Genomic DNA, 14,687 nt, shown 5'->3' with positions numbered 1-14,687 from the left:
TCGAAATGGTTCCTCCCCGGCCTCGATGATCGTTGACGATCAGAGGTCGGGGTCGATGACGTACGGGTCGTCTGGATGATCTGGACAGGTGAACTCGCCTGGCCAGGCACGCCCACTGACGATTCGGAGGAACTTCGAGACGAACGGCCGGCGATCGCAGTAAGACCAATCACGGACAAATGCGCCGGGGATGGCAGAGTCGGGGCGGAGGTGGCGGCTCACTGGGACCGTACGGAACAAAGCGATCAAGAGCCAGAACCCGATCGCAAGGCCCGCGATCCCTTGCATCAGGGATCGGGTGGTCATTGGCTCAATCCTTCCGATCGATCGCGGGCTCTGGGACGAAGGAGGACGGTTTCTTCCGCCTCCAGGCCCTCAAGGACCACGAGGCGATCGACCGTTCCTCGATCGACGCGAACCGCGCGAGGGACCTGTCCCGAGGGGGTCTCGACGACGCAGTACGGACCACGATCGTTCCATGCGACCGCGTCGGAGGGGATGGTCAGTGTCGATCGGGACGGTCCGATCTCTAATGCGACCTGGGCTGTCATCTCGGGCAGGAGACCGGCGGGGGCCTCGTCAAGGGTGAGTCGCACCCGGAACTGCTGCCACTCACCGAAGTGGTACCAGTCGGGAGTCGGCAGGAGGTCGATGGTGGTCACCCGAGCCCGGTACGAACGGGAAGGCAAAGCCTCGAAGGAGACGGTCGCCTGATGCCCCTGGACGATCTGGGAGGAATACCGCTCGTGGACCTGGATCTCGACCTCCAGTTGGGAGAGGTCGGGGAGGACAAACAGGGGGAGATGGGGGTAGGCCTCTGCCCCTTCGCGGACCTGATAAAGCTCTCGCCAGGCGATATCGGCGTAGAGGACCGTGCCGTCGTGAGGGGCGGTCATGGTGCAGTGGGAAACCTGTTGATCGAGGTGCTCCTGGCGAGCCTCGGCGGCGCGGAGTGCTTCCGCAGCGTAGGCTCGGTAGGTCTGGGCATGCTCGACTCGGGCTTCGAGGTCGCGGAGCTGCTTCTCGACCGTCGTTCGGAGGAAAGTCTGAAGCGCGACCTCGGCGTTGTCCCGAGCGATCTCGGCGCGGAGGCGAGCGAGTCGCTGCTCGGCGAGATCGGCGGAGGCGAGGTAGCCGAGCGTCCCCATGCGATGGGACCAGTTCAGGGAGTCCTCCGCCCGAGATAGATCGACCCGAGCCATAGCCAGCTCGGTTTCGAGCTGGCGCTCGCGCTGGACCCGGTCCCCCTCTCGAAAGGCAACCAGCTCTGCCTGGGCGACCGCGAGGTCACGCTCGGCCACGGCCAGGGAGGACCGGGAGCGATCGACCTCGATCCGCTGAAGCCGGGCGTGTTCCTGATACACGCTTGGATCGAACCGACAGATTGGGTCTCCTTTCCGGACGGTTGAACCTTCGGGAACGAGGTCGATGATTCGGGTCGGCAGCGCGATTCCGAGCGTTCCGAGGGTGGGAGGGACGCCGGAGATCAGCTCGACCTCCGGAATCATGGTCGTTTGCGTCGTCGCCCGGACAACTCCCGCGTGAATCAGGGTTGGCCCGACCCGCTCGACGCGAACGCGCCCACTGCCCTCGCCGATCCAACTCGACCCGGCGCTTTCGGGAACGGCTCGATGGGAGGAAAACGCCAGGCCGACCGGGACGATCGCCAGCACGAGCCAGGCGGCCCACCAGCGCTGCAGTTGAGCCCGCATCCGGATACCCCCCTTCCCCGCCTCGGACAACTGTCAAACAAGGACGATTATCGCAGGTGTCTGACAGTTGTCAAGAGGGAGCGGCGGATCAAGGGTGGGTCAGGGGGTGGCGAGGGGGGTGTCGATCCAGGTCCGTTCGGCGTGGGAGCGGAGGGTAGCGTCAGCAATGAGCTGAGCGTTGAGGCCGTCGAGGAACGAGGGGACGGCGTCGCGGCCCTCGACGATGGCGGAGACGAATTCCCAGATCAGGTCGTAGCGGAAGATGGTGGCGGGGGCGCCCTCGTTGGGGTCTCGGGGGCTGGAGGCGGGTTTGAGGTAGTGCGGGGGGACGGGCTCGGGGGCGAGGTCGTGCCCGGTCCGGCCGATGAGGATCGTATTCGGTTCGTGCAGGCGGTAGACGGCCGAGCCTTCGGAGCCGTTGATCTCGGCCCATTCGTGGCCGAAGCCGTCGCGGTGGTAGCCCTTGGCGAGGGTCGTGCCTTCCCAGACGCCGGTGGCGCCGGATTCGAATTCGCCGATGATGCTCGACCAGTCATCGACCTGAGACGGAGGGCACGAGGCACCGTCGGCGGTCCGGTCGCGGGGGGCGAAGCGGGCGACGGCTCCGCAGATGCGGGCGATCGGGCCGAGCAGATCCATGGCGAAGTCGATTCGGTGGATGGTCATATCGAACAGGTCGCCGGCCCCGGCCTTATCGGTGTACTGGCGCCATCCCCAGCTCGTTTCTGGCAAGTCGAGGAATCGCTGCGAGCGGAAGTGGCGGGGCTCGCCGAGGGCTCCGGACTTCACCAGATGGCGCAGGTAACGCATCGACGGGGCGAAGCGATAGGTGAAGGCGGTCATGTGGACGACCTGAGCGTCTCGTGCCGCTTCGTACATGGAGCGGACCTCGGCGGCATTCAAGCCGAGGGGTTTTTCGCACATGACGTGCTTGCCGGCCTTCGCGGCGGCTTCGCTGATGGGGCGGTGGGTGAAGTTCGGAGTGGCGATGACGACCGCGTCCACGTCGGGGTCGTTGACGATCTCTTCATAGTTGGTCGAAACGCGGTCGATCCCCCAATCGGTCTTGCGACGTTCGAGCAGTTTGGCGTCGCTGTCGCAGGCGGCGACCAGCTCGGCGCGGGGGTCGATGCGGATACCGGGGACGTGGTGATAATCGCTGACGGCCCCCGCACCGATGAGTGCGATGCGGACGGGAGGCTGGTTGGATCGGATCGCCATGGCAGTCTTGGGGGTGATTCCAGACGGAGATCGAAGCGAAGCGTTCCCACGCAATCGGAACGCGAACGCTCCCATCATCGCCGGATCGGGGCCGATTCGCACGCCTTCGGTGGCGGGTTCGGCCTGGTTTTTTTGCGGGGTGAGGCGGATCAGGATGGCCAGGCGCGGAGAATCACGGTGGCGGGACCTTCGAAGTGGATCGAAGGGGCCTGATCGTTGAGGGTTACGGCCGGGGCCTGACCGTTGGGAAGGAAGGGGCGGTCATTGGTTGTCAGCACCAGCTGGCAACGATCGAGGGCCAGACCGTCCAGTTCCGAGAGACCGGCGAGTGAAACCTCAGCCGATCCTCCCAGATGGAAACAGACGAGGAGGGAAGGACCTTCGGTTGCGTCGCGACGGAGCAATAGTGTTTGATCCGAGAGGGGGAACGCGAAGGCGGATTGCATTTGCGTGTTGCGCAGGGCGGGTTCCGAGCGTCGGAGGTTCGTCAGGGACCGGAACAATCGAAGGGTCGAGGCGTGGGGCTCTCGGTCCTGCTCCGACCAGTCGAGCTTGCTGTTGGTGAAGGTGGATTCGGCCTGGGGGTCGGGAATGCGGTCGCGGGCCTGCGGATCGGCGAAGGCCGCGAAGTGGCGGAACTCCTCGCGGCGGCCCTCGGTCACGGCTCGGCCGAGGTCGTCGTTGTGATCGGTGAAGAACTGGAAGGGAGCCGAGGCGGCCCACTCTTGCCCCTGAAAGAGCATCGGCGTTTCCGGGACGCACAGGAGCAAGGCGGCCGAGGCGCGATAGGAGGCGGGATCGCAGGTGTGATGAAGCCGGTCACCCAGCGCCCGGTTGCCAATCTGATCGTGGTTCTGGATGCAGACGACCATCCGGGCGGGAGGAATGCCGGTCGGCTCGGTGCCGCGATGCTCATCACGGTTAATCGAGTGCTGTCCTGTATAAAGCCATCCCTTGTTGATGCAGGTGGCCAGTTCGGTCATTGAACCGTGGAAGTCGCGGTAATAGCCTTCTCGCTCGCTGGAAAGGGCCACGCGGACGATGTGATGGAAGTCGTCGGCCCAGACGCCATCGAGGCCCCAGCCCCCCTGCCCTTCGGGGCGGATCATGGGGGCGAGGTTGCGGTGATCCTCGGCCACGATGACGACCTCGCGGTCGGCGACCGACTGGCGGACGCGGGCGGCGAGGTCGGCAAGGAACGGCCGGTCGCTGTCGTCGATGATCGCGTGGGTGGCGTCGAGCCGAAGGCCATCGAAGCGGTATTCGTGAATCCAGTGCAGGGCGTTCTCGATGAAGAACTGCCGAACCAGTGTGTTGTGTGGGCCGTCGAAGTTGAGGCTCTGGCCCCACGGATTCGTGTGCGTTTCGGAAAAGACGTAGGAGCTGAACGCAGGGGGATAACAGCCGTCGGGGCCGAAGTGGTTGTAAACGACATCGAGCAAGACGGCGAGGCCGAGCCGGTGGGCCTCGTTGACGAGCTGGCGTAGGTCGTCAGGAGAGCCGTAACACCGGGCGGGAGCGTAAAGAGCCGCGCCGTCGTACCCCCAGTTGCGGTTGCCGGGAAAATCGGCCACCGGCATCAACTCGACGGCGGTGATCCCGAGGTCTCGGAGATAGGGCAACCGTTCGAGGACGCCGCGGAAGGTTCCTTCCGGAGAAAAGGTGCCGACGTGAAGCTCGTAGACGATCAGATCCTCGAGGGTGATGCCGGTCCAGCCGCGGTCGGTCCAGCGGAACTGGTCCGGATCGACGACCTGGGAGGGGCCGTGGACTCCCTCGGGCTGAAAGCGGGAGGCGGGGTCGGGGAAGGTGCCCGTGCTGATGGTGTAGCGGTATCGGGTTCCGACCGAGACTCCCGGGATCAAGGCGCCGAACGTGCCGTCGGCGAACCGCTCCAATGGCTCAACACGGGGGGGATCGTCTTCGATGACCAGGGAAACGGACGCTTCCCTGGGAGCCCAGACGCGAAAGCGGACCCCATCGGCTTCGGGCCAGGCCCCGATCGAGGGGCGCCAGTGAGAGACGGGAGTCTTCGATCGAGGCTCGGCGGACATCGAATTCCCTTTGATGTTCGGTTGGAAGGACGAACAGAATTTTGAATTAACCTACAGTGCCGCTCCCCAATCTCGCAATCGGGATCGATCTCGCTGTCCATTGGGTGAACGGGCGACCGCCCTTGGCGGGCGGCCCGTCGAGGGCATACGATGCCAGCATGGCCTCGCACCTTGCGTGCCGATCGACCCGATCCGATGCCGGAGGAGATCCGACCCGATGACCTGGCATGCGACCACCATTCTGACCGTGAGACGAGGGGATCGCGTCGCCCTGGGAGGGGACGGCCAGGTGACCCTGGGCAACCAGATCATGAAGGCCGACGCCGCGAAGGTCCGCCGATTGATCGACGGTCGGGTGCTTGTCGGGTTTGCCGGCAGCGCGGCCGATGGCTTCGCCTTGCTCGAACGGTTCGAAGCAAAGCTGAAAGACTACCCGAACAACGTGCCGAGAGCGGCCATCGAACTGGCCAAGCTTTGGCGCACCGATCGGGCCTTGCGGCGGCTCGAAGCCTTGCTGATCGTGGCCGACGAGCGGCATAGCTTGCTGTTGAGTGGGTCGGGAGACGTGATCCAGCCGACCGACGGCATCCTTTGCGCCGGTTCGGGAGGGGCGTATGCCCTGGCCTCGGCTCGGGCGCTGGTGGCTCATACCGAGCTTTCCCCGGGGGAAATCGTGCGAGAGTCTCTCAAGATCGCCGCCGGAATCGACATCTACACGAACGAGAGCATTACGGTCGAAGAACTTCCGAATCCCTGAGCCAATGAGACTGGCGACACGACCTCGACGATTCCTGATCCTCGGAGTTCCCCGGATGAGCGACGACCTGACCCCTCGACAGATCGTGAGTGAGCTGGACCGCGATATCGTCGGCCAGCACGACGCCAAGCGAGCAGTGGCCCTTGCCCTCCGCAATCGTTGGCGGCGCCGACAACTGGACGAAGAAATCCGGAGGCAAGTGACCCCGAAGAACATCCTCTTGATTGGCCCGACCGGAGTGGGCAAGACGGAGATCGCCCGACGGCTGGCGCAACTGGTCGGCGCTCCGTTTGTGAAGGTGGAGGCGACGAAGTTCACCGAGGTCGGCTATTACGGTCGCGATGTGGAGAGCATGGTCCGGGAACTGGTCGAGGCGAGCATCCTCCTCGTCAAGGCCGAGGAGCGGCAGCGGGTTGAAGCGCAAGCTCGTGAGCGAGCCGAGGCGAAGTTGCTCGACCTCCTGCTTCCCGAGGTGACCCCTCCTTCCCGGACGACCTGGGCCGCGACTCCGACCGGCGAGGTGGATGAAGCCGCCGAACGCCGAAAACGAACCCGTGAAAAAATGAAAACGCGCCTCGCCGCGGGAGAGATGGAAGACGCCGAGGTTGAGCTGGTCATTCCCGGTCGAGCGATGGCCCCGGTCTCCATTCTGGGGGCGGGCAATACTGAGCAGATGGAAATGGACTTGCAGGGCATGTTCGAGAAACTCATGCCCAAGCCGAGCCAAACGCGGCGTATGGCGGTTCGAGACGCTCGACCACTTCTGATCGAGCAGGAGGCCGAAGCCTTGCTCGACCCGGAGAAGATCAACCGCGCGGCCGTGGCCCTGGCCGAGGAGTCGGGGATCATCTTCCTCGATGAGATCGACAAGATCGCAGGGGATGAAGGGTCGAGCCGAGGGCCGGACGTCTCTCGCCAGGGGGTGCAACGCGACTTGCTGCCGATCGTTGAGGGAACAACGGTGACAACCAAGTACGGCCCGGTCCGCACCGATTTTGTGCTGTTTGTCGCGGCCGGAGCGTTTCATCGCTCGAAGCCGTCGGACCTGATGCCGGAGCTGCAAGGCCGGTTCCCGATTCGGGTGGAACTGAACGACCTGACGCAAGAGGACTTCGGCCGCATTCTCCGAGAGCCGCGCGCGTCGCTCGTTCGGCAGTATCAGGCGTTGCTCGGTACCGAGGGCCTGAAACTCGATTTCACCGAGGATGCGATCGACGCGATGGCTGAGATTGCCTTTGCCGTGAACCGATCGACGCAGAATATCGGAGCAAGGCGCTTGCATACGATTTTGGAACGGGTGGTCGAGGAGATCAGCTTTGACGCTCCTGACCACAAAGGCAAGCGCGAGGTGATCGACGCAAACCGGGTGCGGTCGGTACTGGCTCCCCTGACCGAGGATGAGGACCTGAGCCGTTACATCCTCTGAGCCGAAGATCGAGCGGGCTCAAACGGAATCTCCCGCAAGCCAGCCGCTACTCCAGGCGGCCTGGAAGTTGTAGCCGCCGATCCGACCGTCGAGATCGAGGACCTCTCCGATCAAATGGAAGCCCGGCTGGAGTCGGCTTTCGAGCGTGGCAGGATCGACCTCGTCGAGCGCAACGCCTCCGCTGGTGACCTCGGCCTTGGCAAAGCCGAGGGTCCCGGCGATCGGGAGCCGGAGGGATTTGAAGCCAGCAAGAAGGCGGCGGCGTTCGTCTCGGGAAAGTTCGGGGCCGACCCGGTCCTCGGGCACGGCGCAGGCACGCATCAGGGCGGTCGTCAGACGCCGGGGAAGCTCCTCCGGGAGCAGGTTCGAGACGAGGCGCCGACCGGATCGAGCAGACGCCTGAAGCTGGGCATCGAGGACTTCAAGGCGGGTGTCAGGGACGAAATCGAGTTCGAGCATTAAGGGGGCTGGTCCGTCGAAGCGGGCGACGGGGCCACTGACATCGAGGATGGCCGGGCCGGTGAGGCCGAAGTGGGCAAAGAGAACCGCCTCGCGACGGTCGGCCAGCTTCGGGCCTCTAGGGACGAGGACGCGGGCGACCGCATCAGGAACGGTGATTCCTTTCAACTCGCGGACCCAATCGGCCTCGATCCGCAGCGGCACCAGGGCCGGTTTCGGGGGAACGATCGTATGGCCGAATGAGCGGGCGATTGCGTAGCCGTCGCCCGTCGTGCCGCAACCGGGATAGGACTGGCCCCCCACGGAGAGGATCACTCGGCGCGCCCGGAGAGCGCCATCGGGCAGATGGACCAGGAAGGCATCGTCCAGAGCCTCGACCGCGCTGACCGGGCAAAGGGTACGAAGTTCCGCGCCACTGCGATCGAGGCGTCGGGCCAGGGCATCGAGCACATCGACCGCCTTATCGGAGACGGGGAAGACCTTGCCGTTGCCTTCGATCTTGGTTGCGACACCCTCGGCTTCGAACAGCCGGACGGTTTGCTCGACGCTCAGAGCCTTCAAAGCCGGTCCGAGAAATCGGCCGTTCGGGCCGAAGGCCTCCATGATGCTCCGAGAGCCTCGGGCTTCTTTCGGGTTGAAGGCGGGGTCGATGGGACCGGAAACGACCGAACGATCCTTCAGACCGCGGGCGTTGGTGATGTTGCAACGGGTGCCCCCGGACATGAGGATCTTGACGCCTGGGCGGCGGTTCTTCTCAACCACCACGACCCGGCGACCTCGTTCGGCGGCCCGAACGGCGGCGAAGAGGCCAGCGGCACCTGCGCCAAGGACGGCAACATCGTAGTCAACAGCGGTCACGGGAGGGCCTCGGGCTCGGAGAAGGGATTCGCAAGCATTATAGCGAATCGAGAGCCGAGCCGAGGCCACCACGGGTGATCAGAGCACGGTGAAATAGTTTCCGGCGGCGAAGTCGAAGTATTCGGGTTTGAGTTCAAGAGGCAGATCGTTGTAAATGCAGTAGTTGCGAATTTGCAGCAGCAGGTCGCGCGGCTGGCAGCAGCGGAACGGACGATTGACGCGGGCGTAGTGCTGGGAGATCAGGTAATCGACGGCGTCCTGGTTGATCGTCTCGAATCCGAGCTTGGGGGCGAAGATTTCGATCATCTTGCGGAACATGTCTTCGGTTGGGTCGGCGGCGTTGATCTTATAGGGAATGCGGCGGAGGAAGGCTTCATCGACGAGGTCCTTGGGTTCGAGGTTGGTTGAGAACAAAATCAACTGATCAAACGGAACCTGGATTTGTTTTCCATTGGGAAGACGAAGGTAGTCGTAGCGTTTTTCAAGGGGGACGATCCAGCGGTTGAGCAACTCGATGGGAGCCATGCGCTGTCGGCCGAAGTCATCGATGAGGAAGGTTCCGTTATTGGCTTTCATCTGCAAGGGGGCCTCGCAGATTTTGTTGTCCTTGTCGAAGTAGATTTCGAGGGCGTCCATCGTCAGTTCGCCACCGGCGACGATGGTGGGGCGTCGAATCTCGATCCAGCGGTCGTCCTGGTCGTCTTTTCGAAGAATCCCGCCGCGTCGGGCTTCGATCGGTTCATGGTTGGTTGGGTCAAAGAGCTTGAGAATCTGGCCCTCCACGAGGATCGTTCTTGGAATCCAGACAGTCGTGCCGAAACATCGGGTAATCCGTTCGGCGATGCTCGTTTTTCCGTTGCCGGGATAACCATACAGGAACATTCCCTTGCCCGAATTGATCGCGGGGCCGAGGACCTGGAACATCGATTCGGAGATCAAGAGGTCGGAGAAGGCGCGACGAAGGTCGGCCTCTTTTGGATGTTCGGTGGCGATGGTCTGGGCTGCGACGGATTCGAGGTAATCCGCAAAGGGAACCGGCGCCGTTCCAACATAAGCACACTCTTCCATGTAGCCTCGGGCGCGGGAGCGGCCGGCGTCGGTGAGGGAGAAGTAGTAATCGTTGGCGGCGGCGGTATCGGTGTAGGTGACGATCTGGTTCGCCTTCAGGCCGCGGAGGAAATCGGGGAACGGCCCGAAGGGCAATCCCAGCTCGTCGGCAATGCGACGCCCGGACGAAACCCCGACACCCAGCAAGAACTTCAGGACGAGCGACTCGACCAGCGCAGGGTTCAGACCGGCCGAGGTGAAGTCGGTCACCTCCTTCGGCCGAAACAGTTTGGCTTCGGCAGAGCCAAAGGAGGGGAGAGTACTGGGTCCGGCACTCATGAGGAGATTTCTCCCAATCGTGGCAAGGGAGGAGGAACGACCCTCGTCTTCTTGCCGGTGTTGCCGAGACCGAACAGCGCGGCTCGGAGGGTTTCCCAGGTACATTCTTCTCGAAAGCGGAGTCCGATCTCGGAGGGACATCCCAGGACAATCCGGATCATTCCGGGACGGGACATTCGGACGACGGTTCCCTCGACCCAGGCTTCCTGGCCCGGTTCCTTCGGACAGAACCAGATGGTTGACCTCAGGGGAGGAGTCCGATGGAGGCGGAGGCCGGCCCCACCCTGGCTAATGTCTCGGAGGCCCGCGGTCGTCAGTCGCCAGGTTCCGTCTTGCCACCAGCCAATCCAGCACTCGCTTCCGTTCGAGGCATAGCGGGTCTGATGTCTGCGGTCGATCATGGAGTCAAGGTGTTGGTGATCGACCACAAAATCAGCGAAGTGCCGCAGCTTCGACATGAAACGTCCCAAGGCGGGGATGGGAGGGAGTTCCGGACCAATCGAACATCCGACCCGCGTCCCCCTTGCCCAGGAGGAATCGGGCCGAGGCCCCCGGGGCGCGGACCGATCCCCCTGTCTGGCCGAGCCCTCGGGTTCTCGGCAGAAGCCTAGGTCGCGGACGAAACCTGGTCAACGATCCTGGCGGGACGGATTCTCGGGGGCGAGTCGCTCGGCGATTTGCTCAAGGATTGAGGGGCGAGACCGGATCACCAGCCGTCGCGATGCGACCCCGGAGGGTTCGAGTTCGACCCACCAGGCGGTTGAAGGAAGCCGATCGGCGATTCGGTCAGCCCATTCGATCAGACAAACGCCTGGCCCCTCGAACTCATCGACGATTCCCAGCGCGTCGAATTCCTCCGGATCGTCAAGCCGGTAGCTGTCGGCGTGAAAAACGGGGAGGCGTCCTTCGTACTCGTGGATCAAGAGGAAGGTCGGGCTGGCGATGGCTCCCGGATCAACTCCAAGACCCTCGGCAATCGCTCGACAGAGCCGAGTTTTACCCGCGCCGAGGGGGCCGACAAGCCCGATCACCGTTCCTGGCTCGATGACCCCGGCGATCGCGCGGCCGACTTGCTCCGTCTCGGTTTCCGAGGCAAGTTCGACCATCAAGGCGCTTGCACCGAGGTGAATGTGCATTGGGTGGTTACTCATCAGAGACAAGGTGGTCGAAGCCTTTGATCGAAACCGACTCGGTCGGGGCGTTGAGATGGCGAAGTCTCAGGCCGGGTTCGGAGTCGATGGTTCCGACCCGGTGCAGCCGCATGCCCGGAGGAGGCGAGGCCAGCAAGTCATCCGCAGACTCGGGAGCGACCACCAGACAAAGCTCGAAATCCTCACCGTCGGCCAGGGCGTGTTCGAGGGGGGAACGGCCGGAACGATGGGCGAGGGTTTGCGCGTCGGGGTGGATCGGGATGGCATCGGCGTCGATCGTCGCGCCGAGGCCGCCGCTTTGCTCAAGAATATGACCCAGATCCGAAGCGAGGCCATCGGAGAGGTCAACTAAAGCATGCAAGGGTGTGCGCTCGATCAGTGCGAGCGCTTCGACGATTCGCGGCTCTGGGTGTAGATGACGGCCGAGAAGGCTGCCGCCGAGGGGCCCGGTGACGAGAACGGCATTGCCGACCCTGGCCCCGGAACGAAGGATCGGGCCGGGCGGAACGGCCTCGCCGGTGACGGTGACGCAAACCACGAGCGGTCCATCCCAGGCGTTCGTGTCGCCCCCGGCGAGGGCAACGCCGAATCGATCAGCCAGTGGGGCCATCCCACGCATCAATCCGTCGGCGATTGACGCGGCCTGATGTCGAGGAAAAGCAACCGAGACGAAAGCCGCGACCGGTCGAGCTGCCATCGCGGCGATGTCTGAGAGATTCACGGCCAGGCTTTTGTAACCGACGGCTTCTGCCCCGTGCTCGGCCAGCAAGAAGTGGCGGCCGTCGAGAAGCATGTCGGTCGTGACGACGATGGGAACATCGTTGCCGGGAGGACGGAGGAGAGCAGCGTCGTCACCAATTCCGAGAATCACGTTCGGATGGGACGTGGCCCGTTGCTGAATGCGTCGGATCAATTCAAATTCGCCGATCGGTGCATCGCTCATGGTCAGCCTCTCTCAGGGGCGGGCCCGCCCCGCCAGGAACGCTCGAACGGCTTGTTCAGTGGCTCGTTCGAGGAGCGGGGAGGCATGGGCGATGGCATCGTCGAGGCTCATCGGGCGGTCGCACAGGCTGAAGTAGGCGGAGACGCCTTGATCGAGCAAAACCTCGGCTCCGGGTTGGATGCCGCCGGCGATTGCGAGGACCGGGCATCCGTACTCGGACGCCGTTCGGGCGACGCCGGCGATGGTTTTGCCATGTGAGGTTTGCGCGTCGAGGGAGCCTTCGGCGGTAAAGCAGAGATCCGCGCTTTTGAGGCGATCGGCGAGGCCGACCGTCCGAGCGATGAGATCAACCCCGCGTTGGAGAGTCCCTCCGGCGAAGGCGACAAGCCCCGCGCCGAGCCCTCCGGCAGCTCCGGCTCCGGGCAGATCGTCCACGGAGCGGCCGAGATCGCGGGCGATCACCTCGGCAAGCCGAGCGAGGTTGTGGTCGAGTTGCTGGACCATCACCGCATTGGCCCCTTTCTGTGGACCGTAGACGGCCGAGGCCCCGTTGGGGCCGCAGAGAGGGTTGGTCACATCGCAGGCGACCGCCAGTTCGACCTGATCGAGTCGACGATCGCGCTTCGAAGAATCAATCCGATCAAGCCGATCGAGCGGGCCGCCACCGGGAGGGAGATCGTGTCCGTCGGCGTCGAGGAGACGGAAACCGATGGCCTGGGCCATTCCCGCGCCTCCGTCATTCGTGGCACTGCCGCCGATCCCGAGGACGATGCGATCGACTCCGAGATCGAGGGCGGCTCGGATCAGATCTCCGGTGCCGCGAGTGGTCGTGAGGGTCGGATCGCGCTGCGAGTCGGGAACGAGGACAAGACCAGACGCGGCGGCCATTTCGAGGAACGCCGTGCGGCCGTCTCCGGAGAGGCCGAAACGCGCCTGACACGATTCCCCAAGCGGGCCGCTGACCTCGATCATCCGAAACGAGCCCTGCGTGGCGGTGACGAGGGCTTCAACCGTCCCTTCACCACCGTCGGCCATGGGAATTTCGTCCACAATGGCCGAAGGACAGGCGCGAAGGAGTCCGCGAGCCATCGCTCGGGAAGCCTCGACGGCTGAGAGACTGCCCTTGAACTTGTCGGGAGCAACGACGATTTGCATGAAACGTCTCGGGGGTCGATCGGGTGCTTCACCATAGCCGATCGACGACGCTCCTCCAAGCAAAACGCCGAGAGGCGGGAGGACCCAGGTCTCCCGCCTCCCGGCGCTTCGGATCGAGGAATCGTTGCCAACCGTTACCGGAGCGTCGAGCCCTCGGCCTGTGCCTGGTAAATCTCGGAAAGGCTGAGCGTTCCCTGGTGGAGAATGCTTTGTCTTACAATGTAGTACGGAACAGCCTGAGAACCAGCTGACTCAGCCTGTCGGAGGATGTACAGAATGTTGTCGGGCCGGATCGTTTCAAGATGGCGGTCGCCGACATGCATGCCGACGAGGATGTCTCCCGGTCGAATCGCGGCGCGGTCGGCCAGGCCACCGGGGAGAATCTCTCGGACGTAGAGTCCTCCTCGGAGCTTTGTCGAGGCGATCGCAACGTATTCTTCCGAAACGTGCTGCGTCTTCAGACCGAGCAATCGCCAGAGTTGATCCTCGGCACTGGGAGCGGCAACTGTCTGACGATTCAAGGAGTTGATCGGCCGAAGCTTCAACGCGAGTTCCTGCCGATTTCCGCCACGCTCGACGATGAGGGGCGTCGGGGTGTTCTGGCCCGCATCGAGCAAGGCTCGTTCCAGGTCAATCGGATTGGTGACATCGAGTCTGTTGACCTGAACAAGACGGTCCCCGGGCTTCAGGCCGGCGGCCTCGGCTGGGCTTCCACCTTCGATCGACGAAACCACGACACGACGAACTCCGTCGATGATTCGCTCGGCGGTAATCAACCCATGCCACGATCCCGACAGGTTTCGGGTACTGAGCATTTCGGCCGCGACGGGCTTCACGTCGTCGATCGGAAGGGCGAAGCCGATTCCCTGGGCACCGGCTCGGGTTGCCACGTTGATCCCGATGAGTTCACCATCGATGTTGATCAGCGGGCCGCCCGAGTTGCCGGGATTGATCCCGGCGTCGGTCTGGATCAGATTGCGATAGACCTGATCATCGGCCAGGGTGACGTTTCGACCGAGTGCGCTGATGATGCCGGTTGACGTCGTGTTTTCGTATCCGAAGGCGTTGCCGATCGTGATCACGGTTTCCCCGATCATTAGATCGGACGAGGTCCCGATGGTGATGGCCGGCAAGGATCGACCGGCATCCACTTTCAGCAAGGCCAGGTCCATCGACCGGTCTTCCTGGAGGACCTGCGCCGGATAGGAGGAGCCATCGGCCAGATAGACGCGGATGTCCTGAACCTTATCCACGACGTGCTGGTTCGTCAGGATAAAGCCGCGCTCATCCAGGATGACCCCGGTTCCCATGCCACTGACCAAAGGTCGGCGGTTTTCCTCGGGAGAAAAGGGCCAACGGCTATTCGAGGCCGCTCGCTTCTCGCTGGTAATGTTGACGACTGCGGGGAGCGACCGTTCGATCGCTTCGACCAGAGGCGTGCGTCGAGAGTTCGAGCCCGCGAGGGCGGTCGACGCATCCCAGGCCAACGCTCCGACCGTCGTCAACAACAGCCAGAACATCCAACGCCGCTTCATCCAGGGCAAGAGCACGTTGGTGGTCCTCTC

At 63.6% G+C, this 14,687-nt stretch carries 13 protein-coding genes; 2 read left to right on the top strand and 11 right to left on the bottom strand.

Going from position 1 to position 14,687, the window contains the following annotated elements; genetic code table 11:
• Positions 1-39: 39 nt before the first annotated feature.
• The 4 genes from GA615_RS08100 to treZ form a co-directional block, all read right to left on the bottom strand.
• A complete protein-coding gene (locus GA615_RS08100; protein WP_152050777.1) occupies positions 40-306 on the bottom strand; it encodes a hypothetical protein in 267 nt (88 codons plus the stop codon).
• The gene (locus tag GA615_RS08095) at positions 303-1,712 is read right to left on the bottom strand and encodes an efflux RND transporter periplasmic adaptor subunit (protein WP_152050776.1); all 1,410 of its coding nucleotides are present in this window, start codon (positions 1,710-1,712) and stop codon (positions 303-305) included. The genes GA615_RS08100 and GA615_RS08095 overlap by 4 nt, the downstream gene beginning before the upstream one ends.
• Before the next feature lie 99 nt (positions 1,713-1,811).
• A complete protein-coding gene (locus GA615_RS08090) occupies positions 1,812-2,933 on the bottom strand; it encodes a Gfo/Idh/MocA family protein (protein ID WP_152050775.1) in 1,122 nt (373 codons plus the stop codon).
• 149 nt (positions 2,934-3,082) lie between these two features.
• Positions 3,083-4,987: a malto-oligosyltrehalose trehalohydrolase gene (treZ, locus tag GA615_RS08085; protein ID WP_152050774.1), complete on the bottom strand. Its 1,905-nt coding sequence runs from the start codon at positions 4,985-4,987 to the stop codon at positions 3,083-3,085.
• 217 nt (positions 4,988-5,204) lie between these two features.
• On the opposite strand from treZ, the gene hslV reads away from it, so the two are divergent.
• Together hslV and hslU are read left to right on the top strand one after the other, a co-directional pair.
• Positions 5,205-5,744: an ATP-dependent protease subunit HslV gene (gene hslV, locus GA615_RS08080; protein ID WP_152050773.1), complete on the top strand. Its 540-nt coding sequence runs from the start codon at positions 5,205-5,207 to the stop codon at positions 5,742-5,744.
• 55 nt (positions 5,745-5,799) lie between these two features.
• On the top strand, positions 5,800-7,170 hold the full coding sequence (hslU, locus tag GA615_RS08075) for an ATP-dependent protease ATPase subunit HslU (RefSeq protein ID WP_152050772.1): 1,371 nt from the start codon (positions 5,800-5,802) through the stop codon (positions 7,168-7,170).
• An 18-nt stretch (positions 7,171-7,188) separates the two neighbouring features.
• On the opposite strand, the gene GA615_RS08070 is transcribed toward hslU, so the two are convergent.
• The 7 genes from GA615_RS08070 to GA615_RS08040 all read right to left on the bottom strand — a co-directional run bounded on the left by GA615_RS08070 (position 7,189) and on the right by GA615_RS08040 (position 14,672).
• Positions 7,189-8,487 (bottom strand): BaiN/RdsA family NAD(P)/FAD-dependent oxidoreductase, encoded by a 1,299-nt coding sequence (locus GA615_RS08070; RefSeq protein WP_152050771.1) that lies wholly within the window; start codon positions 8,485-8,487, stop codon positions 7,189-7,191.
• A 78-nt stretch (positions 8,488-8,565) separates the two neighbouring features.
• Entirely contained in the window at positions 8,566-9,873 is a 1,308-nt protein-coding gene (locus GA615_RS08065; RefSeq protein WP_152050770.1) for an AAA family ATPase, read from the bottom strand.
• Entirely contained in the window at positions 9,870-10,331 is a 462-nt protein-coding gene (locus GA615_RS08060; protein ID WP_152050769.1) for a PilZ domain-containing protein, read from the bottom strand. The genes GA615_RS08065 and GA615_RS08060 overlap by 4 nt, the downstream gene beginning before the upstream one ends.
• A gap of 171 nt (positions 10,332-10,502) precedes the next feature.
• Complete coding sequence (gene tsaE, locus GA615_RS08055; protein ID WP_152050768.1) at positions 10,503-11,009, bottom strand: tRNA (adenosine(37)-N6)-threonylcarbamoyltransferase complex ATPase subunit type 1 TsaE; 507 nt, start codon at positions 11,007-11,009, stop codon at positions 10,503-10,505.
• A 7-nt stretch (positions 11,010-11,016) separates the two neighbouring features.
• Positions 11,017-11,967: a thiamine-phosphate kinase gene (locus GA615_RS08050; protein WP_152050767.1), complete on the bottom strand. Its 951-nt coding sequence runs from the start codon at positions 11,965-11,967 to the stop codon at positions 11,017-11,019.
• Positions 11,968-11,979: 12 nt separating this feature from the next.
• On the bottom strand, positions 11,980-13,122 hold the full coding sequence (locus GA615_RS08045; protein WP_152050766.1) for a glycerate kinase: 1,143 nt from the start codon (positions 13,120-13,122) through the stop codon (positions 11,980-11,982).
• A 134-nt stretch (positions 13,123-13,256) separates the two neighbouring features.
• The gene (locus GA615_RS08040) at positions 13,257-14,672 is read right to left on the bottom strand and encodes a trypsin-like peptidase domain-containing protein (protein WP_235905221.1); all 1,416 of its coding nucleotides are present in this window, start codon (positions 14,670-14,672) and stop codon (positions 13,257-13,259) included.
• Positions 14,673-14,687 lie beyond the last annotated feature (15 nt).

Origin of the sequence: Tautonia marina, assembly GCF_009177065.1 — a bacterium.
In the GTDB taxonomy this organism is placed as follows: Bacteria; Planctomycetota; Planctomycetia; order Isosphaerales; family Isosphaeraceae; genus Tautonia; species Tautonia marina.
This window is presented reverse-complemented; position numbering and strand designations above follow the sequence as displayed.